Source organism: Lacticaseibacillus sharpeae JCM 1186 = DSM 20505, from assembly GCF_001436225.1.
GTDB classification, from domain to species: Bacteria; Bacillota; Bacilli; order Lactobacillales; family Lactobacillaceae; genus Lacticaseibacillus; species Lacticaseibacillus sharpeae.
In genome coordinates, this window is record NZ_AYYO01000056.1 from 117,612 (window position 1) to 143,041 (window position 25,430).

Consider the following 25,430-nt stretch of genomic DNA (forward strand, 5'->3'; position numbering starts at 1 on the left):
AAATCTGCGTTATTTTTATGTCGGAGGTTAGTTAGTCATGTAACTAACTAATTAACCGGCAAAGGCAGCTTGAAGGAGGCGGGTCAATTGCAGTTCGATGCAGGGAGCATGGTGCCCCTTTACCAGCAGGTGGCGGACCAACTAACCAGCGCGATTCAAAGTGGCATTTATGCCGCTGGCGATCAGGTGCCATCGACCACGGAAATTTCGCGGCAGTACCAGTTGAATCCCGCAACCGTCCTGAAGGGGATGAACCTGCTGGTCGCGGGTGGATTGCTGGAAAAGCGGCGGGGACTTGGGATGTTCGTGACGGCGGGGGCACACGCCCAGTTGCAGGCGGCGGCGCGGCAGGCGTTTTTCGCTGAGCGTCTGCCAGAATTGATTCAGGCGGCCAAGGAGTTAGGGATTAGTAAGGATGAGCTCAGTCGGGCATTACTAGCGGAGGAAGACAAATGAGCGTGATTGAAGTGCAACACTTGCAGAAACATTTTGGGCAGAAGCGGGTGCTAGAGGATGTTAATCTAAGTTTTGCTTCGGGGCACATCTACGCGCTGCTCGGGCGCAACGGGGTGGGCAAGAGTACGCTGCTGAGTATTATCAACAACCGGGTGCTGCCGACTGCTGGCGATGTGCTTTATGATGGCGTTAGTGCAATTGAAAACGAAGCTGCGCAGGCCCACATTTACCTCATGAACGACCTGAACTATTTTCCGAGCGATAAGCGAGTTAGCTGGGTGCTCAAAATGGTTGGGATGCTGTACGGGGATTTTGATTGGCAACTGGCAGCACATCTGCAGCAGGTGTTTAAGCTGGACGGTCAGGCCAAGATTCGCAGTCTGTCGACCGGCCAGCGGACCATCATGAAACTAATTTGTGCCCTGTGCGTGCCGGTTGACTTTGTGCTCCTGGATGAACCGGTGCTGGGATTGGACGCGCCCAACCGGGAATTGTTCTACCAAGAACTACTGCAGGCATACGGCGACCGGCCGCGGACATTCGTGATTGCCACGCACTTAATCGAGGAAATCGCGCGGATGATTGACCACGTCTTTGTGCTGGCAGATGGCCGGATGCAGGTGGATCAGGATGCGGATGCGCTCTTAAACAGTGCGCGGACGGTGACCGGCACGCCGGCTGCGGTTGAAGCGGCAATCGCGCACCAGCACGTGTTGCGGCGCCAGCAGGTGGGCAATCAGCTTAGCGCCATCGTCATGGATGTGTCGCAGACGTTCCAACCGGCCGCGGTCGAAGTCGGCGGGGTGGACTTGCAGAGTCTCTTCATCGCGTTAACGGAGGAGCAGGCCAATGCGTGAACGGCGGATTAATTTTTTCAAAGTCCAGGTGCAGATGTACGCTGAATACCTGGGCATGATGGCGTTGATGATGGTTGTGGTCTTTGGGGTCTTGCCGTATGGCCTTGGCATCGAGATGCTCAAGGGGATGAACCTCAGCTTCATGCTGGGGGTGATTTTGACCATCATCGGCAGCACCCAGTTCTCGATTGCCACCCAGCTGGGCCTCACCGGCGGCTTTTCCCGCCGGACGCAGTTGCGCCAGCTAGTGCTGATTTTTGCGGCGGCCAGTGTGCTGATTGCGACCCTGTATTTTGGGCTAGTCGGCAGCTTGCATGCGCTGCATTTGCGGCCAATCTTGCTGCTGAACTACTTTGCCCACGCTGACTCAGGAGTAGGCAACACAATTACGCGCTGGGTACTGACCGTTGTGACATTCTTTTGCCTGCAGCTGGCCGGAATTGCGCTGCAGATGCTCACGATTAAGTGGCAACTGTTAGGCAAACGCGCGTGGTTGGGCGCGGCATTGGTGGGGATGGGCGTGATGGTATTGCTGATTATCGGCATGGTAATCGGTCGCTTCACGGTGCACGTGTGGCGCGTGCCGGTAGTGTTAATCGTGGTGTGCGTGCTGACGGTGCTGCTGGCACTAATCGTTCGCCAAGGTTTTCGCCGCTTTGATTTACCGCGAAAGTGAGGGTGCGCGATGCGAACACGTAAATTGATCAGGTTTCAGCTACTCCAGGGGCGGACAAGACTGCTCGTCTCGCTTTGCGCCGCCATCATCTTTTTGACGGGCTTGCAACTGGTTGTGCAGGTAGTTGCGCACGAAACGGTGAATCTCAGTGCCAGCCTTGTTTACTGGAACGTTTTGTTTCTCTGCTTTGTCGGCCTGTTTGGCGGTGAAAGTTGGACGTTTTTCGGCTTGCAAAATGGTGTGTCGCGGCGGAATACATTGCGCGCGGTTCTCGGTTCCAGTGCTGGTTTTGCGGCGGTTGGCGTGCTAGCCGAAGCCATCTGGTGGGGCGTGCAACAGTTGTTTGGCAACCAATCAATTGGGCTACTTAGTTACTTTGGCTACACCGGGCAGTGGCCGCTGGTTGTGATGGTGCTGAACGTCGTGGCATTATGGCTGCTGTACTCAATGGCGGTGCTGCTGGGTTATTGCCTCACCCTGCTTAAGCTGCGGATGGACGGCAACCAGCGGGGCCTCATGGTCTATATTTGGCTGATTACGGCGGTGGGGATTATGCTCATCAACTGGGTGCCGCGGGTGCTGATGGGTAGTGGGAACGCGATGAATTGGCTCCAGTTGCTGGTGAACGTTCCGGCAGTCGGCCCGCTGCTGCTGGTTGTGCTGTTTCTGGGCCTGGGTGCTGTTTTTACCGGCACACTTTGGCTGCTGCTCCGGAAGCTGGATTTGCACGCAGCGGCGGGCGTAAAGTAAATTTTTTTACGGCAATATTTATGCACGCGAAAGCCTTAACATCGGCGCTTGTCGCGGATATGTGTGTATAAATGGATTATTCAGGGCAAATTTGCGGTTGACACGTGCCAAAAACTGACGGTATACTGTAGCCAACATTTAACGAGGGAGGAAACCAACATGCACAAACCTAATGTTCAGCTTAATGGGTGGTGGCAAAGCCAACTTTAGGTGGGTTGCGGACGCAATCTGCCGGACGCGCAGATTGTGTCTATGTTGGTTTCTTTAAACAACGCCGCATAGACATTCCATCTTGGATTGGCTATGTGGGGACCATAAACAGGGACTCCGCATGAATACTGCGTGAGTCCCTGTTTTTGTTTTGTTAAACGCTGCATTACGTGTCTTGGAGGACATCAGTTATGAAGAAAATGATCGCATTTATCGTCGCAATTATCGCTATCGTCGCTATCGGGGTCGGCATCTCGATGAACGGCAACAAGAAGGACGCAACACCGAAGAAGAAGGATATCCCTACCGTTGGGATTCTGCAGCTCATGAGCCACCCCGCACTGGACGCCATTCACAAGGGGATTAACGCCGGCCTCAAGGAGAATGGTTACACGGTGGGTAAGGACGTCAAGATTGACTTCCAAAACGCCCAGAACGACCAGAGTAACCTGAAGTCCATGTCCGAGAAGTTCGTGAACGAAAACGTTGACGCGGCCGTCGGGATTGCCACTCCTTCCGCGCAGGCTTTGGCCAACGCCACCACGAAGATTCCAATCGTCATGGGGGCCATCACCGACCCCGTTGCCGCTAAGCTGGTTAAGAGTAACGACAAGCCCGGCGCTAACATCACCGGGGTTTCCGACCAGGCACCAATCGAAGCCCAGCTTAAGCTCATCCGCAAGATTATGCCGGACGCGAAGACCCTCGGCGTAATCTACACCAGCTCCGACGCTTCCTCTCAGGCCCAGGTTAAGATTCTCGCGGGCCTGACCAGCAAGTACAACTTCACACTGAAGAAGTACTCCATCAGCTCCACTAACGACCTGAACCAGGTTGCCGCCCAGATGGCCACTGACGTTGACGCCGTCTTCGTGCCAACCGACAACACGATTGCTGGGGCAATGCAGACCCTGGTTAACGCGACGAACCCCAAGAAGATCCCTGTATTCCCAACCGTTGACACGATGGTTAAGGATGGCGGCCTCGCAACAGTTGGTCTGAACCAGTACCAGCTGGGGGTTGAAACTGGTAAGATGGTAGCAAACATCCTGAAGGGCAAGAGCAAGCCAGCAACCACGCCGGTTAAGTTCATGTCTGAAGGGGACCTGGTAATCAACGAAAAGGTTGCCAAGACGCTCGGCATTAAGATTCCGGCTAATCTGACTGCAAAGGCAGAAAAGTCCGGGGAGGTATTTAAGTAATGAACTTATGGGTTTCAGCAATTGGTCAGGGGCTGCTGTTCGGCGCCCTCGGCATTGGCTTATTCATCACATTTAGAATTCTCGATTTTCCCGACATGACCGTTGAAGGTACGTTCCCATTCGGCGCGGCCGTCGCGGTGTCCGCCATCACACATGGCGTGAACCCGATTATGGCGACCGTACTCGCAATGGTGGCGGGGATGCTGGCGGGTTTGTGCACCGGGCTTTTGGCCACCAAGGGCCACATGCCGCTACTGATTGCCGGGATTCTGACGATGACCGCCCTGTACTCGATTAACTTGCGGGTGATGGGCAAAGCCAACCTGTCGTTGCTGAATCAACCCAACTTGTTCTCTTCTAAGTTTCTTGCCGGTCTGCCCCCATACGTCGGCAGTGTCGTGGTCGGCCTGATTGTAATCGTCGTGGTGGTTGTGCTCCTGGTGCTGTTCCTCAACACCGAGCTGGGCCAGGGCTTCATCGCCGCTGGTGACAACCGCACGATGGCCCGGAGCTTAGGCATCAACCCCGACAACATGCAGGTTCTTGGCCTGGTGGTTGGTAACGGACTGATTGGTCTGGCTGGCGGTCTGGTGGCCCAAAACGATGGTTACGCGGACGTCTCCATGGGTACCGGGGTCATCGTTATCGGCCTGGCTGCCATCATCATTGGTGAAGTGATGTTCGGCAACTTGACGCTCAGTGAACGGCTGGTGGCGGTGGTCCTCGGGAGTATCGTGTACCGCTTCGTCATCCTGATTGTGCTGAAGCTAGGGTTCAACCCGGACGATTTGAAGCTGATTTCCGCGATTGTTCTGGCGGTGGCCATCATCGTTCCCCAAATCGACGAACGTGTCCGGCTGCGCAGACTCTTACGAAACGGAGTGAAGAGCAATGACTGAAACCCAAGTTGAACTTAAAAATGTGACGGTGAACGTGGTTGCGGGCCACGACGTCAAGACCTTACTGGACGATATTAACCTGGAAATCCACCGGGGCGATTTCATTACGGTCATTGGGACGAACGGGGCGGGTAAATCCACACTGTTCAACGCCATTGGTGGTGACCTCCAGATTAGCGCCGGCACCATCACGATGGGCGGTAAACGGGTCGAGAAGGATTCGCCTGAAAAGCGGGCAAAACACATTGCGCGCGTGTTCCAGGATCCCAAGATGGGCACCGCACCGCGGATGACGGTGGCGGAGAACCTGGCCCTTGCTAGCCACCGCGGTCAGCACCTAGGCCTGCGTTCCCGCGCCCTTGCCAAGAAGAAGGACCAGTTCCTGGCGCTCACTAAGCGGACGCCAAACGGGCTCGACCAGGCGCTCGACAAGCCGACCGAGGAACTCTCCGGTGGGCAGCGACAAGCACTGAGCCTATTGATGGCCACGCTCAAGGAACCAGATTTGCTGCTGCTGGATGAACATACGGCGGCCCTTGACCCCCACACCAGTGCAGCAATCATGGCGCTGACGGACAAAATTGTGGCGGAAGATAACCTGACGTGCCTCATGATCACCCACCAAATGGATGATGCCTTGAAGTACGGCAATCGCCTGCTGGTCGTTGATGCTGGGCACATTGTGGCCGATTACAACGCACAGGAGAAGGCGAACCTGGATAAAGCCGCCTTGCTGCAATACTTTGGTTAATGGCTAGCAGAAGCACCATCCACGCGTTAAAGTGGATGGTGCTTTTTGGCTTTGCGTGGTAATCTAAGCAGGATATTTGCACGAAAAGGGGGGGAATCAGCGATGTTAACGCAGCAGCAATTGCAAGCGCGGGTCGAATACATTAGTCGGGAATTCTTCCACTTACCATTCACTGACCGGGCCGTGTACAATAACCGTTTGCGCCGTGCTGCGGGGCGGTTTTTACCGGCAACCATGAGCCTGGATTTCAGCGTTAAACTGTTTGCGGGTTACACTGAAGCCCAGCGCGATGACGTGATTAAACACGAATTGACCCACTACCATTTGTACCGCATGCATCGCGGGTATAAGCATGGGGACGCCGACTTCAAGGCACTACTGGCCCGGGTCGGCGGGACGCGGTTCGCGCCCGCGCCGCCAGCAAGTGACCACGAATTTTATTATGTTTATCAGTGCCAACGCTGTGGGCAGAAGTACCCCCGGCGTCGCCGCTTCAACACCAACCGGTACGTCTGCAGCAAGTGTCGCGGACACCTGGTGGGCGTGGCCGTAGTCAGCGCGGCCCAGCTGCAAGCAGAAGGGCTAATCGGGTAGGCTTGGGCGCTTGCGGGACAAAAATGTGACGGATTTCACGCAAATTTGTTGACATCGTTCGTGCTTCCCCGTATACTAGTTCTTGTTCCTGTTAAGGAGCACTACCAATGATGCGGGTGTGGCGGAACTGGTAGACGCGCAAGATTAAGGATCTTGTGGCCAATTACGGCCGTGAAGGTTCAAGTCCTTTCACCCGCATAACAGCGTCCCCCAACCAGATGATGGTTGGGGGATTTTTTGTGCCCTCAATTTGACCGTTCAGGGCTGAATTGCACCCACTCAGCCCCGAAGTCGGGACGAAATGCGGGCGATGGCGTATGCTATGGGCATAGATGAGGTGAGGGAATATGCAGGTTAAATTTGAACAAGTCGCGGGCGCAAGTGCTGAGCCCGAGGTGATTGTGCGGGCGGCGGCGCTATCGCCTGAGGTATTAACGCTCATGGCGCGCCTGCAAAACGGCGTGGCGGCGGCAACATTAGCCATCCCGGTTGCCGATCGGATTGTGATTGTCGATTGCCAGCAGATTGTGGCGGCCAGTGTGCTCGGCGAGCGCCTGACGCTGACGACCACGGAAGCCACGTATGAGTATGCAGGACAACTGAATGGGTTATTGCAGCGCCTGACCGCACCGAATTTTGTCCAGGTCAGCCGTAATTCGCTGCTGAACATTCAGCATTTGCGGTCTTTGGAGCAAGCCTTTTCCGGCAATATGTTGGCATTAATGTCAACTGGCACCAAGATTGTGGTCAGTCGCAAATTCTTGCCGCAGTTGAAACGTAGCGTTGGGTTGTAGGAGGACTAGACATGCAAATGATTAAAAATATGCTGCAGGGCGTTTTGGTGGGCTGTGCAATCTACGTCGTTAGCCTGGCTTGTCACTGGCAGCTCTTCACGTTGTCACCGCAGCGTGCGCTTGAATTGATTCTGACCAGCGCGGTTATCGGCGCGTTCTCCTGGCTGCTGCAGACCGACCGCCTCAGCTTTGTTCAGTCGATGGTTAGCCACATGCTGGCGACGTTACTCTGTTTGGTCGGCGCAAATTTTGTCTTCGGTTGGGACTGGCTGAGCAGTTTTGCCTGGCTCAATTTTGGCTTGCCCTTTATCATCATCTATCTGCTTGTCTGGCTTGCTTGGTGGCTGCAGGCCCAAATCACGGTGCGGCAAATTAACGCCAAACTGCGTCAACACTAATGTTTGCGCGGTGCCTTAACCTTTTCTTTACTTTTGCATGTTGCCGGACCATGGCACTTCAGGAACGTGACTGTTATTATTTACTCATCACTTAGCAGAGGTAGTTACTCTGTGGTGCTAATTCTTGTTCAAGAGTAAAGGAGACAGTATTTTGAACCGAACACGTTCTAAAGCATATCGTATTAGTACCTTGGGGTTACTGACAGCACTCATTATTGTTCAGTCGTTCGTACCAATGATTGGTTATATTAGTTTCGGTGGGGTTTCGATTACGACCATTCACCTGACCGTTATCATTGGGGCCGTCATGCTGGGGACTAGCGGTGGGGCCGAGCTTGGCCTCATCTGGGGGATTACCAGCCTGATTGTTGCCTTCACGCGGCCTGCTGATCCGTTGTCTCTGCTGCTGTTCCACAATCCCATCATCGCGATTGTGCCGCGGCTCATGACCGGCGTGGTTGCCGGCCTGATCTTCAACCAGATTCGGCCCGGCATGCGCACGGGCACGGTGGGCACCATCAAGATGATCTTCGCCGGCATCGCGGGTGCGCTCACGAACACGCTGCTCGTGATTGCGTTCACGTGGCTGTTCTACGCGAGCAAGGCCGCAACGCTGGTGGGCAATGGGGCCAGCAGCGCCAACCTGGGCTGGATCATGATTGCGATGCTCGGGGTGAACGCCATCGCCGAGGCCATTGCGGCCGGGATTGTGACGCCGCTACTAGGGCAGGCACTGGTACGGTTCCGCCGCGACTAAGCGTTTTCAGCACGGTTATAATGCTTTAATATGAAAATATAAATATTAGCGGAAGCCAGAAATGATTCAGGCTTCCGCTTTGCTATTACTTGCATGCTATATTGGCGCGTGCTATGATAAACATGTACTTTTTGAATGGTCAGGGTTCGAGGTTCTAAGACTTTCTTCCGTCTGCACCAAACAAGAAATGCATATCAGTTCGCGCTTGATGCGCAAGGAGGAATTTCTATAATGGAACACGGCACAGTTAAGTGGTTTAACGCTGAAAAGGGTTACGGTTTCATCACTCGTCAGGACGGCGGCGATGTCTTCGTACACTTCTCCGCAATCCAGGGTGACGGTTACAAGACCCTCGAAGAAGGCCAGGCTGTAACTTTCGAAGTTGAACAGTCCGACCGCGGTCCTCAGGCAGTTAACGTCAACAAAGACTAATTTTACCTGAACCGAATTGAACACCGAACGTATTGCTTAACGGGGGCAATGCGGGCGGTGTTTTTTTGTTGGCTAAAACGGGGGTTGAATCATTTTGCGTGTTGCAATTGCAACATACCTGTGTATAATGTTTATCAGAAAGCAGGTGGTCAGCATGGATGCATTACGGGCAATTGGGGTGGTGGCGCGCGCACTGGATGGCATCGCGAATATCGAATTCCGCGACCTGGAGCTTACGCGCGGGCAATATTTATACTTAGTGCGCATCGTTGAACAGCCCGGTATTATTCAGGAGCAGCTGGTCAATGAGCTGAAAGTCGATCGGGCGACAGTGGCGCGCAGTGTGGCTAAACTTTGCCACCAGGGGCTAGTTGAAAAGCGGGCGAACCCGGCCAACGCGAAGTCGAGTCTGCTGTACGCAACGACTGCGGGCCAGACAGCTTACGGCCCGATTCACCGGGAGAATTTGTATTCCCTGAACCAGGCGGTGGCAGGCATGAGCGCAGACGAACAAGCGACACTAACGCGCTTGCTCAACCAGATGGCGACCAACATTGATGCGGATTGGCAACTAGTAAAAAATGGCGGCAAGCGGCGGTATTAGTCGCGGCAAACGAAAGGACTTATTGATGAAACAAATTCGACGGGTGACAGAAGCAGATATCGACACGCTGGTGCACATGGCCCGCACCACCTTCGCGGACACGTTCAACGCCAATACGGCCCCGGCAGACATGCAGGCGTTCCTGGCCACGGCGTACGCGCCAGAGCAGCTGTTATCCGAGTTGCGGACGCCCGGGACGACGTTTTGGTTCGTTACGATTGATGATGTGCCGGCGGGCTACATGAAATTGAACGTTGATGCGGCAGTGACGGCGGACGTGTTGGCACAGAACGCACTGGAGCTAGAACGGATTTATATTCTGCCTACGTACAAGCGCCACGGACTGGGCAGCCTGCTGTATGCCCACGCGTTGCAGCTGGCGCAGACTCTGGGCAAAACGAAGATTGCGCTGGGCGTATGGGAGCACAACGAACCGGCCAAGAATTTTTATCAGCGGCGGGGTTTTAAAAAAGTTGGGGAGCATGCCTTCGTTGTGGGCGACGACCCGCAGCACGATTGGTTAATGGAAGCGGACGTGCAGGTTTAAGCCCAGATTTTCACTGTGACTTAATTCAGTTGTCCTTGTGTGTCAAATTCTGCTACAATGGAAAACATGCAAATTCACATTTCGCTATTATTTTTCATTGCTGTGGCGGGGTGTGGTCTAAACCAATTAGGAGGCTGGCATGCGCGCATTTTGGCAACGTTTGATTAAAAAGGAAGATCCGAGCGTCTACGAAGATAAGGATTCACATCTGCCCCGGGTGCTGAAGGTGAAAGATTTCTTAGCACTTGGTGTGGGGACGATTGTGTCCACGACGATTTTCACCCTGCCTGGGGTCGTTGCGGCGACGCATGCGGGGCCCGCGGTGGCGCTGTCCTGTTTGGTGGCGGCAATTGTGGCGGGGCTTGTGGCCTTTGCTTACGCCGAAATGGCCGCGGCCATGCCGTTTGCCGGTTCGGCGTATTCCTGGATTAACGTTGTCTTTGGCGAAGTGTTCGGCTGGATTGCCGGCTGGGCGTTGCTGGCGGAATACTTCATCGCCGTGGCGTTCGTTGCTTCGGGGTTGTCGGCGAACTTCCGCGGGCTGCTGGCGACATTCTCGGTGCACATGCCTAACGCGCTGGCGAACCCCATGGGCACTAACGGCGGGATTGTCGACATTATCGCGGTCGTCGTCATGGTGCTGGTTGGCCTGCTGTTGTCGCGCGGCCTGAGCAATGCGGCGCGGGTGGAGAACATCCTCGTGGTGCTGAAGGTGATTGCCATTCTCGCCTTCGTCGGCATCGGGCTGACTGCGATCCACATCGAGAATTTGACGCCGTTCATTCCGAAGTTCCACCTGAATGCTGATGGCACCGCATTTGGTGGTTGGCAGGGGATTTACGCCGGCGTCTCCATGATCTTCCTGGCGTACATCGGGTTTGACTCCATCGCGGCCAACTCCGCGGAGGCTAAGGACCCCGAAAAGACGATGCCACGCGGAATTATCGGCTCCCTGATTATTGCTGTCATCCTCTTCGTGTCCGTCTCGCTGGTGCTCGTGGGGATGTTCGATTACCACAAGTACGCGAACAACGCGGCCCCAGTTGGTTGGGCCTTGACGCAGGCGGGCCACCCAATGGCTGCCATCGTGATTGAGGCCGTGGCGGTCATCGGGATGTTCACCGCGCTCATCGGGATGATGATGGCGGGTTCGCGCCTGCTGTACAGCTTTGGTCGTGACGGGATGCTGCCGAAGTTTTTGGGCAAGCTGAACCACAACCACCTGCCGAACAACGCACTGCTGACGCTCACCATCATCGGCGTGGTGATTGGCGCCTTCTTCCCGTTTGAATTCCTCGCCCAGCTGATTTCGGCCGGCACGCTCATTGCCTTCATGTTCGTCGCCCTCGGGATTTACCGCTTGCGACCGCGCGAAGGTAAGGACATTGCGAACCCCGCGTTCAAGATGCCGTTCTACCCCGTCTTGCCCGCGATTGCCTTCCTGGGCGCCTTGGCGGTCTTTATGGGCCTGGACATTCAGGCCAAGCTCTATTCGGGCATCTGGTTTGTCATCGGGCTGGTGATTTACCTAACGTACGGGATCCGGCACTCAGCGCTGGCGGATAAGAAGAAGTAACGTCCTTGTGTTTAGTCCCTTTACTTTGTTAAAATAAGTAGAGAAGCAAAATAAAGGAGGACGCGACATGGAGATTACACGTCACGGAATTGTGCAAACAACTAATGGTGCAGTACCAACAATTGGCCAGCAGCTACCGGACTTCACGTTAACGGGTGCGGCGGGGGACAAGGTCACACCCGTTGATTTTGCGGGTAAACTGACGCTAATCAGTGTCGTACCGGATATCAACACCCGCGTTTGCAGCCTGTCGACCAAGAAGTTCAACGTCAACGCAGCGAACTTCACGGATATCAACTTCATCACCGTTTCCACTAATCTGCCGAGTGCCCAGCAAACCTGGTGTGCGGCAGAAGGCGTGCAGAACATGGTGTTGCTGTCAGATGTAGAGAAGCACTTCGGTCAAGCAATGGGGCTGTACGTGGCTGAAAACAACACGGACGCGCGCAGTGTCTGGATTGCCGATGCCGATGGGAAGATTGTCTACCGTGAGCTCGTGCTCGAACAGACGGAAGAGCCCGACTATTCCAGCGCCTTGGCGTACTTGGAGACCCACCAGAACTAATCAACCTTAACCGTTTTGCCGTCAGGATGTGGGGGCAAGGCGGTTATTTTTTTGTCGCCGGACAGACACGTGCGAGTGCATTTTGCTTTGCCCCCAGACTAATGGTAAAATCAGAGACATAATTGTGCTTAGATTGGTTGGTCGTTCAGCAATCGAAGCTAAAGGAGGTGCGGACATGGCGGAAGACAAACGACGGTACAAGGCAAACATTGCGGGGCGGAATTACACGTTAATCGGCCCCGGCAGCACGGCTCATTTCGACGCCGTGACGCAAATTCTAAATGATCAGCTGGCCCAGATTCACCGTCTCCAGCCCAAACTGAGTCGTGAAGACGCAGCGGTTTTGCTTGCGTTTAACGCGTTGTCGCAGCAGGTTTCTGCGCAGACACAGCAGCAAGTTGACGGAGCGCAAGGTTAGCGGAGGATTTGGATGTTATCACTGGTTGTCTTGATATTTTTAGCCTACTGTTTTTACACGGGCGCCCGGCGCGGCATGAAGTTGCAGGGGGTCTACACGGTGGGCTACATTATCAGCTTTTTTATTGCCCGGCTCTTGGCGGGTGTGTTTAGACCATTATTAGAATTATGGATTCCATATCCATCAGCGACGCCGGATAGCAAGTTTGTGTTTTTCACGAATAGCGTTGGGGTAACACTGGATTCGGCGTTTTACTACGCGGCGGCGTTCATGTTCGTGCTCGCGCTGTGCTGGATTGTGGTGCACTTAATCGCGCTGACGGTTAATGACCTGCAGTTCGCGCCGGCCAGCGATGAGACTGTTAACTGGCTTGCGGGTGGCGTGATGAACTTCCTGTGCGGGTACGTGTTTATGACCATGCTGTTGTACCTGGTTGCGTTCATCCCTGTCGACGGGATTCAGACCATGCTGGGGAATTCGCACATGGCGGTATTAATGGTTCGATACACACCAATTCTTTCCCAGTTACTGGCTAACTGGTGGATTGTCAATGCTTAGAGATGGGGCACGGTTAATACCGCGCCTTTTTTCGTCCCGTTGCGGGCAGCCAGACTAATATGAATTAATCGTTATCGTTAAAGATATGAGGGAGAAACATGCGTAAAAAAATACTCCAGACCTTGGAGTTCGGTCGGATTCGTGCAAGCCTTGGGCGCTACACGGTCACGGCTAAGGGTCAAGAAATGGCGGCGCGCCTTGAACCACGCGCGCACGCCGACAAAGTTGAAGAGATGCTGGCGGAAACCGCGGATGGCGCCGATGTTTTGCGGCTCCGTGGTGGCCTGCCTGTGCCTGGTTTGCCGGACATCGCCCAAAGCCTGAAGCGAGTGCGGATTGGCGCCGTACTGAACGGTGAAGAACTGGCCGGGATTAGCCGCGTGTTGCGGACGGTTAGTGGCGTCGATGATTTCTTGACCGACATGGCCGAAACCATTGATTTGCGCCGCATTTACCAGCTACAAGACCAGCTCACGGTGCTGCCGGCCCTGGAACGCAAACTGAAGACGTCCATTGAAGACGATGGGCACGTCACGGATGAGGCCAGTGCGGAATTAGGCAGCATTCGCCGCGCCATCAAGGCCCTCGAAGGCCAGATTCGCGAACGGATGGAGAGTTTCACGCGTGGCAACAGTGCCAAGTACCTGAGCGACCCCATCATCACGATTCGCGATGACCGGTACGTGATTCCGGTGCGCGCCGAAAACAAGAACCACTTCGGCGGGGTGGTCCACGATCAGAGTGCCTCCGGACAGACGTTGTTCATCGAGCCACAAGCAATCGTGGACATGAACAACCGCCTGCGCCAGGCCCAGCTGCGGGAAGAACAAGAAGTTGCCCGCATTCTGGCGGAACTTAGTGAAGAGGTGACGCCGTATATCGACCAGCTCTTCGACAACGCGCGTGTGTTAGGCCACTTCGACTTCATCAACGCGAAGGCCAAGTACGCGGCCGAAATCAAGGCGACCGAGCCCCACATTTCGGATAAAGGCCTCGTTGACCTCCACGATGCGCGGCACCCACTGCTGGATTCACACAAGGTGGTGCCAAACGACATTAAGCTCGGCGGCGACTACCAGGCAATTGTGATTACCGGTCCGAACACCGGTGGTAAAACCATCACCCTGAAGACACTGGGTTTGCTGCAGATTATGGCCCAGGCCGGCCTGTTCATTCCGGCCGCCGAGGATAGCACCGTCGCCATTTTCAGCAACGTCTTCGCGGACATCGGGGATGAACAGTCGATTGAGCAAAACCTTAGTACCTTCTCCGGGCACATGGCCAACATTGTCGATATCCTGAAGTACACCGATGACCACAGCCTGGTGCTGTTTGACGAACTGGGCGCCGGGACTGACCCGCAAGAAGGGGCCGCCCTGGCCATTGCGATTCTGGATGCGGTTGGAACCATCGGCGCGGATGTGGTGGCCACAACCCACTACCCTGAATTAAAGCTGTACGGCTACAACACGCCGGGGACGATTAACGCCTCGATGGCCTTCGACGTCGACACCCTGCAGCCGACCTACCACCTGCTGATTGGGGTGCCGGGGCGCAGTAACGCGTTCGAGATTGCCGCACGCCTCGGCCTTGACGGAGACATCGTCGACCGGGCGAAGTTGTTGATTAGCAGCGACTCGCACGAACTGAACGACATGATTTCGGATCTGGAGAAGGAACGGCAGGCAGCTGCCATGACCGATTCCAACCTCCAGCGCGAACTGGACGAAACCACCAAGCTGCATAATGAACTGGAGAGTGCCTACGCTGACCTCAACACGCGCAAGGACGCGCAGCTGAAGGAAGCTAAGGCCAAGGCGAACGCGTTGGTGATGCACGCGCAGGATGAGGCCGACAAGATTATCAAGGAGCTGCGCAAACTGCAGACGCAGGCACCGCACTTGATCAAGGACAACAAGCTGATTGATGCCAAGACCCGGTTGTCGCAACTGCACGAAGACGAGCCGCTGGCGAACAACAAGGTGTTGCGCAAGGCCCGCGAAAAGCAGTCGTTTAAGGTCGGCAACACGGTCAAGGTGTTGCAGTACGGCCAGAACGGGACGCTCGTGCAGAAACTGGACAACAAGCAGTGGCAGGTCCAAGTCGGTATCATCAAGTTGACCGTTGCCGAAGACGGGCTGGAGAAGCTCAAGGAGCCGAACCAGACTAAGCCGAAGCGTCAGGTTGCGCACGTCCAGGGCGGCGCCAACAGCGGTCCGGGCGCCACGCTTGACCTGCGTGGCCAGCGGTACGCCGAAGCCATGGCCAACCTCGATCGCTATATCGACGCCGCGCTGCTTGCGAACTACCCAACCGTCACCATTGTCCACGGGCTCGGGACGGGTGCGATTCGTAACGGGGTGACTGAGTACCTGAAGCGCAACCGCAACGTGAAGAAGTTCGGCTACGCACCGGCGAATGCGGGCGGTAGCGGGGCAACGATTGTGGTGTTCAAATAGTATTGCTAAAGCGCGCCCAATCATGTATAATTAACTTACAAAAGGTAAGCGTCAGGCGAGCTGGCGCAATATAGGGGGTATTCTCATGGTTAAAGTAGTAACTGATCAAGATTTTGCAGCTGAGACCGATACCGGTGTTGTGCTCACCGATTTCTGGGCAACCTGGTGTGGCCCATGTCGGATGCAGTCACCTGTCATCGAGAAGTTGGACGAAAGCATGGACAACGTTAAGTTCACCAAGATGGACGTCGATGCCAACCCAGAGACACCGAAGAGCTTCGGCATTCAGGCAATTCCAACCCTGATTGTGAAGAAGGACGGCAAGGTCGTTGAGCAGATTGTTGGTTACCACACCAAGGACCAGCTGACGGACATCCTGAACAAGTACACCGCTTAATTGCACAAAAAGAGGAACGGCCGCGTGCCGTTCCTCTTTTTGCGTTTACTGCTATAGCAGCGGTTGTTCCTCGCTAGGGTCGATGCCGACGGTGAGCAACACATTCGTGCCGTGAATCTCACTGGTGGCTTCGGCGGTCATGCCGAGCTTTTGTTGAATCAGCTGGGCCAGTAAGCCAGCTTCGAGCTGAAAATCAGCCGTCTTGAAGTTCTTGATGCGGGTGGTAACTGTGGTGCCGGACAGGGTGTACGTCCGTAGTTTCAGTTTCATCTTGTCCTGTGCCAGGGTGCCAAGGCCCAGCGCCGTGAAGAGGGCTGGAATCTGGTCGTCGGCGACTGGCAACCGCATTGCGAGGTCGCGGCCGGCAAAGTAACTAATCGAGCCTGATTGTTGTCCAAGTAGGTCGGGCAACACAACATCCCGGAGCATTAACTGTCCGAAAAATGGGGTGTTCGTGTCCGCGTTCATTAATTCCGTGTATTGTGGTTCCGCCATGGGGTTCCGCCTCCTAGATAATACATTCAGTATACAGAATTGCCGGCGCAAAAAACATTGTTCGCGGCAAAAAAACGCAATCAGTTACGGTTGTTTAAGACTTCCACATTCAGTCGGCGCAAATGACCGGCTGGCGACTTAGAATTAGGTTAACATGTCGTTAGAAGACTTGTTTTTTTGCTGGAAGCGGATAACAATGTAGTTTCAGGGTTTTATCGGCGTGCACCAACTGAAGCAATCAATTCAGTCATGGCGCACGATGCGTAAGATACGCGGTCAATGCAGTTATGTAGGAGGAATAAGCAGATGAACGAAGCACCAATTGGTTTTATTGATTCGGGTGTTGGTGGTCTGACGGTGGTCAAGGAGGCGTTGCGCCAGTTGCCCCACGAAAACGTGGTGTTCCTGGGCGATCAGGCCCGCTTGCCGTACGGACCCCGGCCGGCCGAACAGGTGGTGCGTTTCACCTGGCAGATGGCGAACTTCATGCGCCGCAAAGGCATTAAGATGCTGGTCATTGCGTGCAACACGGCCACCGCGGCGGCTTTGAGCACGTTAAAGGCCCACCTCGATATCCCCGTGGTTGGCGTGATTGTTCCCGGTTCGCGCGCAGCCGTCAAGGCCACCCAGACGGGCAAAATTGGCGTGATTGCCACGGAAGGTACCGTGCGTAGTGACGCGTACGCCAAGGCGCTGCACCGGCGGAACGACCAGTTAGCAGTGACGAGTTTGGCGGCTCCGAAGTTTGTGCCGATTGTGGAAAGCAATGAGTACACCGACCCCATTGCTGAGCGCGTGGTGCGTGAGACGCTGACGCCAATGGTGGCGGCGGGCGTGGACACGCTGGTCATGGGCTGCACCCACTACCCGCTGCTCCGGCCCTTTATCCAGCAAACGATGGGCGAAAACGTGAAGCTGATTGATTCCGGGGCCGAGACCGTCAGTGAAGTGTCCGTGCTGCTGGATTACTTCGGCCTGGCTAACGACCAAAGCGGCGTCGGCACCCGTGCATTTTACACCACCGGCCACCCCGGAATGTTCAAGGAGATTGCGGCGGATTGGCTGCAGCTGGACGATATCGCCGCCAAGCACGCCGATATTAGCACAGAGGCTGACCATTACGTGGAAGACATTGCGACGCCGGGGCAGACAATTGTCGTGGCTTCCAGTAATAAGGGCAAGGTGGCCGAAATCGCCGAGTTCTTCGCGAACCGCGGGGTCAAGGTTCGCGGCCTGGCTGACTTCCCGGACGTGGTCCCGGTTGACGAGACGGGGACGACTTTCCAAGAAAACGCGACGCTCAAGGCGCATGGCTATGCCCAGCAGCTGGGTCTACCGGTACTCGCGGATGACTCCGGCCTGATGGTGGACGCCCTTGATGGCGCCCCCGGGGTTTTCTCGGCCCGGTATGCGGGGGATGCGCACAACGACGCGGCCAACAATGCCAAATTGCTCGCGGAACTGGGTGGGGTGCCTGCCGCTAAGCGCACCGCCCGTTTCCGCTCCGTATTGGTGCTGGCCCACCCAGACCGCCCGGAAGACGACGTGGTGGCGGAAGGCAGCGTTGAGGGTCGCATTGGTACCCTGCCAGAAGGGGACAACGGCTTCGGCTACGATCCATTCTTCTTCGTGCCGGAACTCGGCCGCACGCTGGCGCAACTGACGACGGATGAAAAGAACACGATTAGCCACCGGGGTAACGCTCTGCGCGCCCTGGGACAGAAGTTGGACGCTAAATAGGAGGCTGAACATGCGGATACTGGCAGTTAGTGATACCCATGGTGATGACTTGATTTTGCAGGAGCTATTGGTGCAGTATCCTGATCTCGACGGCTATTTTTACGCCGGGGATTCGGAGCTGCAGGCTAGCAATCCGCTGTTTCAAACCTACCATGCGGTGCTGGGGAACATGGACTTTGACCGGGACTTCCCCAAGACGTGCACGGAAACCATTCAGGGCACCACGATTTTCATGACGCACGGGCACCTGTACGGCGTTGGCTTCGGGCGCAACGAGCTGACAGAAGCTGCGCGCGCAGTGGGCGCCCGCATCGCGATTTATGGCCACACGCACGTGGCCATGGCGGAGCAGCATGCCGGCGTGGTCTGCATCAACCCCGGCAGTATCAGCCAGCCTCGTGGCGAGCTGCGCGGCCTCGGCGGCACCTACGCCCTCATCGATGTTGACGGCAAGGCCGTGACGGTGCAGTTCGCATCGCGCAAAGGCATCGTACCGGAATTGACCCAGCAATTTAACTAGGCAATTGACGCTTCAAGTTATCCCCTGTGGACAACTCGGAGCGTTTTATTTATCCGCCTTTACCCCGGGGTAAGGTGTTTAACTTTTAAGAAAAAGGTGGATTCACGGCAAATAGTGGCAAAAACGCGGTTTTTCTCGTAAAGTGGAAGGGACGGGTTCGCCGCGCAGGTGGTGAACTAAATGTGTGAGGTGAACGTTTTGCGAAAAATTCCGCGTGTGTGGCGCGACGAAGCGGTTGCGGCCGGGGTCATCATTTTGGTGGCAATCCTGACAGTGCTCCCGCAGTACCTAAATCACAGCTTAATCGTGGGCATGGATGCGTTGTTCCACTTCAACCGCTTCTATGACGTTGCGCAGCAGATTACGCACCATAATTTCAGTTATTTCCAAAGCAATTATGGTTTTCAACAGACTGGGCGGATTGTTAACGCGCTTTACGGGCCATACCTCGCATACGGATTGGGGTGGCTGCTCCTACACGCCGGGTCGTGGATTCGGTTCGAGTTGTTCAGCGGCGTGCTGATTGAAATGCTCGCGGGCTTTGGGGCCTACATCCTGGTGCGCGTGGCGGGCAGCCGCCGGCGGTACGCGCTGGTTGCGAGCCTCATCTTCATGCTGACCGGGTGGGTGCCCGCGTGGCTGACCACTCAGGAATTCATGGGCTGGGGGGCCGCATTGTCACCCTTCGTGCTTGCTTGTGGTGTGTACATGTTGCGTCACCCAGACAAGCATGTGCCAATCTGGGCGCTGGCCGGGAGTGCGGCCATGCTGGTACAGACGCATGCGCTAAGCTTAGTGATTGTGGCCGTCGCGATGGTGCCGTTTGTTGTCGTAACTTTCTGGCGGACGCAGCACAAACTCCGCCTCGTGCTGGAACTATTAGCCAGCATCGTCATTGTCCTCTTACTGACGGCGAACGTCTGGGGGGCAATGCTTGAGGTCTTCGGGTCCAACCACGTACTGGCCCCGTACATGCCGCTGAATTCGGGCACTTACACGAGCAAGTTGTCTTTGGGCAACTACGGCCGCGGCACCCTGGGTGGCAGCCTCGGCCTGGTGTGCACCGTGGCGTTCATCGCCCAAATCGCGGCGGTGGTGCTGCGGCGCAAACGTAGCCAAACGGACATTATTTTGACGGCGACGGGGGCCTTTTTCCTCGTCCTCTCGTCGGCGCTGATTCCGTGGAACACGATTGTTGCCCAGCATAACATCGTGGGCAGTTACCTGCAGTTCCCGTCCCGGTTCGCTCCCGTAGCCACCTTGCTCTTGCTGGCGGGACTGGCGCGGACGCTGTCGGCGGTGACACCGGCTTTGACCGTGAACGGGCGCAAAGTCGTGGCCGGAATTTTGGCGTTTGCCCTGGTGTTAGTGGGCTACCAAACGCTGTCGGATGTCGGCCGGATTGCGGATGAATGGAATAAGCCCAAATTACTCCAGTCAACGTCCAGTGTGACGCTGCAGGCAACGGACATGACGGAAATTCGGACGGCGTTCACCGGCACGGATTTGGGTTTGCCCCTGCAGATGGTGACCAAGGCCACGCCGGATTATTTGCCCGTGCCGGCAGCTTCGGTTGACTGGCTGCAAAACAATAGCCAGTACGCGCTGTACCACAACCAGACCGTGCTGGTGACCACACCAGAAACGGCGGCTAAGGGCCAAATTGGCAACAAGATTGACGCCAATGCCTACGCGGAGCAGGCCCAAACCATCAACGATGCCAGCCCGTATGTAATCTACTATGATCAAATTGTTGCCAAAAACGTCGACGGGAAGTTCACGAAGCGTGCTGGCAGCAACGGACGCCTTATTATTAGCTGGGACGCTAAGCATAAGGGTGAAATTCAGGTGCCCGCAGTCGCCTACGCGCACACGCAGGTCCGGCTTAACGGGCGGCGACTTGATGCCAGTGATTATGCACGCACGGATATCGGCGCGTTGATTGTGCACCAAAAAGCGGGCCGGAACACGCTGACACTGCGGTATGTTCCTAGTCGCCGCACGACCATGTTACTGGCGGCCACGCCCTGGATGTGGGCTGTGTTTGCTGTTAGTGGTCTGGTGGGAGTACTAACCGCGCACGGATTTTTCCGCAAGCGAGTAGATAAATAACGCAAATGCTTACGTAAGTAGTCACAAGCAAAATGAAAATGGTCCCTAGCAGGCTGTGTCTGTCCTGCTGGGGACCATTTTTGGTGCTGTGCAGCTGATTTGGCCCACATTTGGCGTATTGTGACTAATTTCACGTCCGAAAATTGGTGGGGACCATGGGTTAATTTTTACCGTAATAAACTTATATAGGTATAAATAAAGTCTAATTAATCGCAGACCAATCTGTTGCTTCAATCGCGGTTAAACAATTAGTCACGATGTGCTCGATCGCGGAATGCTCGTCGGTTGCGTCGAGTGCACCCAAGAAGTCGACGGCGGATTCGGCCAAAACGCTCTGGCTCATCGCTTGTTTGTGGTTCCGGTCGAGGTGCAGACTACAGATGTGGGCGAGCTGGCGCACGAGTCGGAAGTTCATGTTGTCGCCGTTCATCGCAAACTTATTGATGGTGGTGATGGCGTTACGCATGGGAATCAGCTGGCCGGTATCGACTGCGGCAGCGAGTAAGAACAGGTACATGTGGTTCATCTGGTCTGTGTACAAGGCTGGTTCCGGCCACTCAGCGCTGCAGTCCAAGGCGTCGTGCTTAATGCGGGTCACCACGGTGACAATCTGGGAGTAGGGCAAAAAGGGCATGGCGTCGATGGCGAGGCCGCGCTCAAAGGCCGTCCAGGCGCCATAAGCGGCGGGTCGTTGAATTAACTGCGTGGCCACATCACGGCTTACCTGCAGCTCGTCTTGCGCCCGCGCGCTCACAATCCGGCATAACTGGTCCAGTTCGCGGAATCCATCGTTATGGCCGGAGATGGCGCGGTCGTGGATGCGCTGCTGCAAGGTGTAGAACTCTGGCGCCAGGTGCTCAGCATCGGGACTGACTGCATAAATCAGTTTTTCCAGCCGCTGCAAAACCAGCACGGGCAAGTCCATTTGGGTACTAGTATCGCTCAGTTCGCGGTAGTCAATCCGGAGCAGCGCAATGATTTTTTGCAGGACGCTAAGTCGAATCTCGGTTTTGTCGTTGATTATCCGAACGTAAGTTGCCTTAGAAATGCCACAGTATGTACACAAGCGGTTGATCGTAATGTTCTTCTGCTTACGCAATTCATTAATTTTTTGACCTAATGGTTCGTTGTGTTTTGCCGAATTGGTATCCAAACGTGTATACCTCCCTTGTTTTATGGGCTGTGCAAAGCGCGTGCCGTTCCCATAAATATTTTAAAAGTTCCCCGAGAAGTATCATATATGTTATTTGTACCATGTGCAAATCTCTTTTGGTGTTGCAGCTAAACCCACATCTGGCGCGGCACAACAGAAATGAGCCAACCAATCGGTAATTAGCGGTTTACGTTACTGAATTTGAAAAGGTAAACCTTATCGGTGAAATAACTTGTAAGTGCATGTGACGAAAACGAATTTGCACAAATGCAACATTCTTGCCTAAGCAACATGAACACAGGCAGGAACAAGTGCGATTGGCAGTCAAAAAAACTCCCGCAGCAGCGCGGATGATATAGCGCGCTGCTGCGGGAGCGAGAATTACTTATATTAGTGCTGGAGTTTACATGAAAATGAACTTGTAGGTTGCGATGCCGGCAATCCCCGCGAGGATTGGCGCAACGACTGGAACCCAGGAGTAACCCCAATCGGAGTTGCCCTTGTTGTGCAGGGGCAACAGGGCGTGCACGATCCGGGGACCAAGGTCACGGGCAGGGTTCAAGGCAGGTCCGGTTGGGCCCCCAAGACTAGCAACCAGGGTGGCAACGAGGAAGCCAAGCCCGAAGTGGGCGACCCCAACGTTCTGGGCGAAGAATGGCGCCTTGGTAATTCCGAGCGCCCCGATGAAGAGGATGTAGGAACCGATGAATTCGTTGACGAACCCGTTGAACTTGCTCTTGGTGGCGTTGATGGTGGAGAAGGTCCCAAGAATGTGCTGGGGGTTGGTGGTCATGTCGTAGTGGGGCTTGTATGCAGCCACAACGAGGAGCTGACCAACAATGGCGCCGGCGAATTGAACCAGAATGTATGGCAGAACTTCCTTCCATGGGAACAGGCCGGAAACAGCGAGACCAATGGTGAAGGCCGGGTTGATATGGTTACCGGAGATGGAACCGAACATCAGGGCCGGAATCAGCACCCCACACCCATACCCAACGGCGATGAGCATCCAGTCAGAACCGTTACCCTTAGTCCCCTTCAGGTCAACGTTCGCTACTGACCCGTTACCAAGAATAACCATAATTGCAGTACCGATGAATTCAGCAACGAGCCGAACTCCTAAATCATAAGTCACGATATTTCCTCCTAATTTTTAACTCAGCGTACATAGTGGTCGGGCGCATGTCCAACCGGTGTAAATACGTCGATGATTGTATGTATCTACATGTAAAAATAACCAAGCAGACCAAAGTTTATCAGATAAATGCAGGCGTGTCATTCAAGAATTGAAGTTTCTTTGAATGTTAGCGCTACCTACTGTATTTTTAATGTTGACCGCGTAAAATATTACCTATAAGTCTGGTTGTGTGGTAACGAAACGCCGCATAAACCGTGTTGCAAAATCCAGAACGGGTGGTGACCCGTTCAGTCAAGAAGGGAATATGCCAATTGATTGACCCCGCAATAAACGATATTTTAATGGAAAACAAGGAACATTTCGTCATCCCCGCATCCAGCGTGGCGACCGTCCAGGCGGATAACTCGCTGACCCACGCCTTCCTCGTGCTGACCAAGGTGCGCTACTCCAAGATTCCGGTGCTCGGCGCAGATGATCAGTTCGTTGGCTTGCTGTCGATGCCGATGATTACGGAGACCATGCTCGGCCTCGAACAGTTGAGTTTTGCGAAGCTGGATGAACTCTGTGTGGGCGACGTCATGCAAAAGGACGTGGCAACCATCGAGAACCCGTACGCGACCGAAGAGGTGCTGCACCTCCTGGTTGATAACCCCTTCTTGCCCGTTGTCGCCAGCACCGGCGAGTTCACCGGCATTGTGACCCGGCGCGAATGGATGAAGACCTTCAACTACCTGACCCACAATATCGGCAAGGAGTACAAGCTTAACCGCATTGAAAAGTAATTTGCCGAATCAAAAAAGCAGTTAACCTCGTGAACAGTGGGTTAACTGCTTTTTGTGTGCCGATTATTTAGTTGGAACCGTGGTGCGCATCTTGATGCCCGCCGCGGTGAGCGCGTCAACGTAGGCGGTGAGGAACTTACGCTGGGCCGCCAGCTGCGTGCCCGGTTTCGCGGTGAGCTGCACCTGGTAGACGAAACCGCCCCAGCTAGTCTGGTTGAGGCCTAAGAGTGCAGGCTCGGCGGTTAACTCCGGTGAATTGGGTGTCAGTGACTCGTTCACCTGCGTCAAGATTTCTTCAATCTTGGCGGAGTTGCCGCCATTTGCCAGGGGGATGCTGACGACCGCGGTCATCGCGTTGCGCGAAAGGTTGCGCACGATGGTGATGCTGCGGTTAGGAATGTAGTTCAAGGTGCCATCCGCACTGGTGACCTTGGTGGTGCGCAGGCCCACGGCGGTGACGGTACCGGCGATGTCCGCGATTTGGACTGAATCCCCGACGTCGAGCTGGCCTTCCATGATGATGAAGAACCCGTTGACCAGGTCACTGACGAAGCCCTGGGCCCCGAACCCAACGGCTAACCCAACGATTCCGGCCCCAGCGATGAGGGTGCCGATAGGGATGCCGATGATGGTCAGGAACGTGTAAGCATAAAAGAATGCGAGCACGTAGGCAAACGTGTTTTGGGCGAGTGCGCCCATGGTGTTCACCCGGCCGGTCGCGTCAATCCGCTGGCGGTAATGTTCGAAGCCGCGGTGAATGAGAAACTTGCCGAACCGTTTAACAATTAAAAATAAAATCGTAATGGCAATGAGTTGCAAGACGCGGCTGACGAGTGAATCGGCGATGTTTTCCCAATTCACCCGTTCTAAGTAGCGCACGATTGCGTTGGCCTTTTTGGTTGCTAGATCTGCACTTGCTAAGTAAATCACGTGCGTCCATCCTTTCGCTTTGTATCCATATTAGTAGTTTAGCAGATGTATCCGGGGTGCGGGCGAAAAAATCCATTCGTAAGCGGATACAGTTTAGTGGTGACATTTTCCGTTAAACCGCGTACACTTACTGATAATGGCAGGAAAATCCAGCGAAAAATTGAATGCTTCAATCAACGATGGTATTCTTGGTATACAAAAGCGTGAAGAAAGGATGGTGTGGCATGACATTAGGACAAGTCGCAGGACTCGTTGCGGCGATTGCATTTTTGATTATCGCCCTGGCAATCTTGGTTGTTGGCTGGCAAATCAGTCGTGCGATTAAAGAAGTCAAGCCGACGATTGGCGAGGTGCGAACAACATTGAACGTGGTGAACGGGGAACTGGGTACGCTCACACACGAGGTTGAAGACTTGATGGTTAAGACGAACGACTTACTCGAGGATGTTAACGGTAAGGTCGCGGCGATTGACCCCGTCTTCACGGCAATGGGCGAACTGGGCGAAAGTGTCAGTGACCTGAACGGTGCTGCACGCAACCTGACGACCCGCCTGAACGATACTGCTGGCAGCGCGAAGACGTCTATGGCAGTTAAGGCCGGCAAAACGGCATTCTCGATTTTACGTAACCAAATGAGCAAGAAAAACAAAGAGTAAGCAG

The 25,430-nt window shown here is 54.8% G+C and carries 29 protein-coding genes and 1 tRNA gene; 26 read left to right on the top strand and 4 right to left on the bottom strand.

From position 1 onward, the window contains the following. Positions 1 to 87 precede the first annotated feature (87 nt). From FC18_RS11315 to trxA, 21 genes are all read left to right on the top strand, one after another. Positions 88 to 456 (top strand): GntR family transcriptional regulator, encoded by a 369-nt coding sequence (locus FC18_RS11315; RefSeq protein ID WP_082403767.1) that lies wholly within the window; start codon positions 88 to 90, stop codon positions 454 to 456. Further along, positions 453 to 1,313, top strand: coding sequence for an ATP-binding cassette domain-containing protein (locus tag FC18_RS11320; protein WP_054675688.1), 861 nt, complete (start codon positions 453 to 455; stop codon positions 1,311 to 1,313). Before FC18_RS11315 ends, FC18_RS11320 begins: the two co-directional genes overlap by 4 nt. After that, entirely contained in the window at positions 1,306 to 1,989 is a 684-nt protein-coding gene (locus tag FC18_RS11325; RefSeq protein WP_054675691.1) for a hypothetical protein, read from the top strand. Before FC18_RS11320 ends, FC18_RS11325 begins: the two co-directional genes overlap by 8 nt. Positions 1,990 to 1,998: 9 nt before the next feature. Continuing rightward, positions 1,999 to 2,739, top strand: coding sequence for a hypothetical protein (locus tag FC18_RS11330; protein ID WP_054675694.1), 741 nt, complete (start codon positions 1,999 to 2,001; stop codon positions 2,737 to 2,739). A gap of 401 nt (positions 2,740 to 3,140) precedes the next feature. Then, positions 3,141 to 4,151, top strand: coding sequence for a tryptophan ABC transporter substrate-binding protein (trpX, locus tag FC18_RS11335; protein WP_054675697.1), 1,011 nt, complete (start codon positions 3,141 to 3,143; stop codon positions 4,149 to 4,151). Beyond that, positions 4,151 to 5,050, top strand: coding sequence for an ABC transporter permease (locus FC18_RS11340; protein ID WP_056976345.1), 900 nt, complete (start codon positions 4,151 to 4,153; stop codon positions 5,048 to 5,050). Before trpX ends, FC18_RS11340 begins: the two co-directional genes overlap by 1 nt. Then, positions 5,043 to 5,801: an ABC transporter ATP-binding protein gene (locus tag FC18_RS11345; RefSeq protein WP_054675700.1), complete on the top strand. Its 759-nt coding sequence runs from the start codon at positions 5,043 to 5,045 to the stop codon at positions 5,799 to 5,801. The genes FC18_RS11340 and FC18_RS11345 overlap by 8 nt, the downstream gene beginning before the upstream one ends. Before the next feature lie 102 nt (positions 5,802 to 5,903). Then, a complete protein-coding gene (locus FC18_RS11350) occupies positions 5,904 to 6,395 on the top strand; it encodes a SprT family protein (protein WP_056976347.1) in 492 nt (163 codons plus the stop codon). Between the two features lie 112 nt (positions 6,396 to 6,507). Beyond that, positions 6,508 to 6,593, top strand: a tRNA-Leu gene (locus FC18_RS11355). 149 nt (positions 6,594 to 6,742) lie between these two features. After that, complete coding sequence (locus FC18_RS11360) at positions 6,743 to 7,189, top strand: LytTR family DNA-binding domain-containing protein (RefSeq protein ID WP_054675706.1); 447 nt, start codon at positions 6,743 to 6,745, stop codon at positions 7,187 to 7,189. An 11-nt stretch (positions 7,190 to 7,200) separates the two neighbouring features. Further along, positions 7,201 to 7,587, top strand: coding sequence for a DUF3021 domain-containing protein (locus tag FC18_RS11365; protein ID WP_054675709.1), 387 nt, complete (start codon positions 7,201 to 7,203; stop codon positions 7,585 to 7,587). A gap of 151 nt (positions 7,588 to 7,738) precedes the next feature. Next, a complete protein-coding gene (locus FC18_RS11370; protein WP_056976349.1) occupies positions 7,739 to 8,344 on the top strand; it encodes an ECF transporter S component in 606 nt (201 codons plus the stop codon). A 231-nt stretch (positions 8,345 to 8,575) separates the two neighbouring features. After that, complete coding sequence (locus FC18_RS11375) at positions 8,576 to 8,776, top strand: cold-shock protein (protein WP_054675713.1); 201 nt, start codon at positions 8,576 to 8,578, stop codon at positions 8,774 to 8,776. Positions 8,777 to 8,930: 154 nt separating this feature from the next. Beyond that, a complete protein-coding gene (locus FC18_RS11380) occupies positions 8,931 to 9,380 on the top strand; it encodes a MarR family winged helix-turn-helix transcriptional regulator (protein WP_054675717.1) in 450 nt (149 codons plus the stop codon). 25 nt (positions 9,381 to 9,405) lie between these two features. Further along, complete coding sequence (locus tag FC18_RS11385) at positions 9,406 to 9,927, top strand: GNAT family N-acetyltransferase (protein ID WP_054675721.1); 522 nt, start codon at positions 9,406 to 9,408, stop codon at positions 9,925 to 9,927. Between the two features lie 139 nt (positions 9,928 to 10,066). Next, positions 10,067 to 11,503, top strand: a complete 1,437-nt coding sequence (locus FC18_RS11390; protein WP_054675726.1) for an APC family permease — start codon at positions 10,067 to 10,069, stop codon at positions 11,501 to 11,503. A gap of 67 nt (positions 11,504 to 11,570) precedes the next feature. Further along, positions 11,571 to 12,068 (top strand): thiol peroxidase, encoded by a 498-nt coding sequence (tpx, locus tag FC18_RS11395; protein ID WP_054675730.1) that lies wholly within the window; start codon positions 11,571 to 11,573, stop codon positions 12,066 to 12,068. Positions 12,069 to 12,243: 175 nt separating this feature from the next. Continuing rightward, positions 12,244 to 12,486: a cell division protein ZapA gene (zapA, locus tag FC18_RS11400; protein ID WP_054675733.1), complete on the top strand. Its 243-nt coding sequence runs from the start codon at positions 12,244 to 12,246 to the stop codon at positions 12,484 to 12,486. 12 nt (positions 12,487 to 12,498) lie between these two features. After that, positions 12,499 to 13,044: a CvpA family protein gene (locus FC18_RS11405; RefSeq protein WP_054675737.1), complete on the top strand. Its 546-nt coding sequence runs from the start codon at positions 12,499 to 12,501 to the stop codon at positions 13,042 to 13,044. A gap of 98 nt (positions 13,045 to 13,142) precedes the next feature. Then, entirely contained in the window at positions 13,143 to 15,503 is a 2,361-nt protein-coding gene (locus FC18_RS11410; RefSeq protein WP_054675740.1) for an endonuclease MutS2, read from the top strand. A gap of 85 nt (positions 15,504 to 15,588) precedes the next feature. After that, entirely contained in the window at positions 15,589 to 15,900 is a 312-nt protein-coding gene (gene trxA / locus FC18_RS11415) for a thioredoxin (RefSeq protein WP_056976351.1), read from the top strand. A 51-nt stretch (positions 15,901 to 15,951) separates the two neighbouring features. Here the strand turns inward: trxA and FC18_RS11420 are convergent, their stop codons facing one another. Next, positions 15,952 to 16,395 carry a DUF2507 domain-containing protein gene (locus tag FC18_RS11420; protein WP_054675744.1) on the bottom strand — a complete coding sequence of 148 codons (444 nt, stop codon included), beginning with the start codon at positions 16,393 to 16,395 and terminating at the stop codon, positions 15,952 to 15,954. A 306-nt stretch (positions 16,396 to 16,701) separates the two neighbouring features. On the opposite strand from FC18_RS11420, the gene racE reads away from it, so the two are divergent. The 3 genes from racE to FC18_RS11435 all read left to right on the top strand — a co-directional run bounded on the left by racE (position 16,702) and on the right by FC18_RS11435 (position 20,767). Next, positions 16,702 to 18,135, top strand: a complete 1,434-nt coding sequence (racE, locus tag FC18_RS11425; RefSeq protein ID WP_054675747.1) for a glutamate racemase — start codon at positions 16,702 to 16,704, stop codon at positions 18,133 to 18,135. Positions 18,136 to 18,145: 10 nt separating this feature from the next. Next, positions 18,146 to 18,655 (top strand): YfcE family phosphodiesterase, encoded by a 510-nt coding sequence (locus FC18_RS11430; RefSeq protein ID WP_054675751.1) that lies wholly within the window; start codon positions 18,146 to 18,148, stop codon positions 18,653 to 18,655. A 198-nt stretch (positions 18,656 to 18,853) separates the two neighbouring features. Continuing rightward, the gene (locus tag FC18_RS11435; protein ID WP_156660911.1) at positions 18,854 to 20,767 is read left to right on the top strand and encodes a hypothetical protein; all 1,914 of its coding nucleotides are present in this window, start codon (positions 18,854 to 18,856) and stop codon (positions 20,765 to 20,767) included. 202 nt (positions 20,768 to 20,969) lie between these two features. Here FC18_RS11435 and FC18_RS11440 read toward each other — a convergent pair whose 3' ends face one another. Both FC18_RS11440 and FC18_RS11445 read right to left on the bottom strand, forming a co-directional pair. Continuing rightward, positions 20,970 to 21,920, bottom strand: a complete 951-nt coding sequence (locus tag FC18_RS11440) for a helix-turn-helix domain-containing protein (protein WP_056976353.1) — start codon at positions 21,918 to 21,920, stop codon at positions 20,970 to 20,972. A gap of 403 nt (positions 21,921 to 22,323) precedes the next feature. Then, on the bottom strand, positions 22,324 to 23,055 hold the full coding sequence (locus FC18_RS11445) for an MIP/aquaporin family protein (protein WP_056976355.1): 732 nt from the start codon (positions 23,053 to 23,055) through the stop codon (positions 22,324 to 22,326). 314 nt (positions 23,056 to 23,369) lie between these two features. Here FC18_RS11445 and cbpB point away from each other — a divergent pair, with 314 nt between their 5' ends. Further along, positions 23,370 to 23,840 (top strand): cyclic-di-AMP-binding protein CbpB, encoded by a 471-nt coding sequence (gene cbpB / locus FC18_RS11450; RefSeq protein ID WP_054675762.1) that lies wholly within the window; start codon positions 23,370 to 23,372, stop codon positions 23,838 to 23,840. A gap of 63 nt (positions 23,841 to 23,903) precedes the next feature. On the opposite strand, the gene FC18_RS11455 is transcribed toward cbpB, so the two are convergent. Beyond that, a complete protein-coding gene (locus FC18_RS11455) occupies positions 23,904 to 24,770 on the bottom strand; it encodes a mechanosensitive ion channel family protein (RefSeq protein ID WP_054675765.1) in 867 nt (288 codons plus the stop codon). Between the two features lie 224 nt (positions 24,771 to 24,994). Between FC18_RS11455 and FC18_RS11460 the strand changes: the two genes are divergently transcribed. Then, a complete protein-coding gene (locus FC18_RS11460) occupies positions 24,995 to 25,426 on the top strand; it encodes a DUF948 domain-containing protein (RefSeq protein WP_054675768.1) in 432 nt (143 codons plus the stop codon). Positions 25,427 to 25,430: the final 4 nt, after the last annotated feature.

Bases quoted from the DNA above. Each gene is read 5' to 3' on its own strand.
- FC18_RS11405 (WP_054675737.1), top strand. From the start codon at position 12,499: ATGTTATCACTGGTTGTCTTGATATTTTTAGCCTACTGTTTTTACACG.
- FC18_RS11385 (WP_054675721.1), top strand. From the start codon at position 9,406: ATGAAACAAATTCGACGGGTGACAGAAGCAGATATCGACACGCTGGTG.
- FC18_RS11350 (WP_056976347.1), top strand. From the start codon at position 5,904: ATGTTAACGCAGCAGCAATTGCAAGCGCGGGTCGAATACATTAGTCGG.
- FC18_RS11330 (WP_054675694.1), top strand. From the start codon at position 1,999: ATGCGAACACGTAAATTGATCAGGTTTCAGCTACTCCAGGGGCGGACA.
- zapA (WP_054675733.1), top strand. From the start codon at position 12,244: ATGGCGGAAGACAAACGACGGTACAAGGCAAACATTGCGGGGCGGAAT.
- trpX (WP_054675697.1), top strand. From the start codon at position 3,141: ATGAAGAAAATGATCGCATTTATCGTCGCAATTATCGCTATCGTCGCT.
- tpx (WP_054675730.1), top strand. From the start codon at position 11,571: ATGGAGATTACACGTCACGGAATTGTGCAAACAACTAATGGTGCAGTA.
- FC18_RS11380 (WP_054675717.1), top strand. From the start codon at position 8,931: ATGGATGCATTACGGGCAATTGGGGTGGTGGCGCGCGCACTGGATGGC.
- FC18_RS11345 (WP_054675700.1), top strand. From the start codon at position 5,043: ATGACTGAAACCCAAGTTGAACTTAAAAATGTGACGGTGAACGTGGTT.
- FC18_RS11325 (WP_054675691.1), top strand. From the start codon at position 1,306: ATGCGTGAACGGCGGATTAATTTTTTCAAAGTCCAGGTGCAGATGTAC.
- FC18_RS11375 (WP_054675713.1), top strand. From the start codon at position 8,576: ATGGAACACGGCACAGTTAAGTGGTTTAACGCTGAAAAGGGTTACGGT.
- FC18_RS11320 (WP_054675688.1), top strand. From the start codon at position 453: ATGAGCGTGATTGAAGTGCAACACTTGCAGAAACATTTTGGGCAGAAG.
- FC18_RS11340 (WP_056976345.1), top strand. From the start codon at position 4,151: ATGAACTTATGGGTTTCAGCAATTGGTCAGGGGCTGCTGTTCGGCGCC.
- FC18_RS11410 (WP_054675740.1), top strand. From the start codon at position 13,143: ATGCGTAAAAAAATACTCCAGACCTTGGAGTTCGGTCGGATTCGTGCA.
- racE (WP_054675747.1), top strand. From the start codon at position 16,702: ATGAACGAAGCACCAATTGGTTTTATTGATTCGGGTGTTGGTGGTCTG.
- FC18_RS11360 (WP_054675706.1), top strand. From the start codon at position 6,743: ATGCAGGTTAAATTTGAACAAGTCGCGGGCGCAAGTGCTGAGCCCGAG.
- FC18_RS11390 (WP_054675726.1), top strand. From the start codon at position 10,067: ATGCGCGCATTTTGGCAACGTTTGATTAAAAAGGAAGATCCGAGCGTC.
- FC18_RS11365 (WP_054675709.1), top strand. From the start codon at position 7,201: ATGCAAATGATTAAAAATATGCTGCAGGGCGTTTTGGTGGGCTGTGCA.
- trxA (WP_056976351.1), top strand. From the start codon at position 15,589: ATGGTTAAAGTAGTAACTGATCAAGATTTTGCAGCTGAGACCGATACC.
- FC18_RS11430 (WP_054675751.1), top strand. From the start codon at position 18,146: ATGCGGATACTGGCAGTTAGTGATACCCATGGTGATGACTTGATTTTG.
- FC18_RS11420 (WP_054675744.1), bottom strand. From the start codon at position 16,395: ATGGCGGAACCACAATACACGGAATTAATGAACGCGGACACGAACACC.
- FC18_RS11460 (WP_054675768.1), top strand. From the start codon at position 24,995: ATGACATTAGGACAAGTCGCAGGACTCGTTGCGGCGATTGCATTTTTG.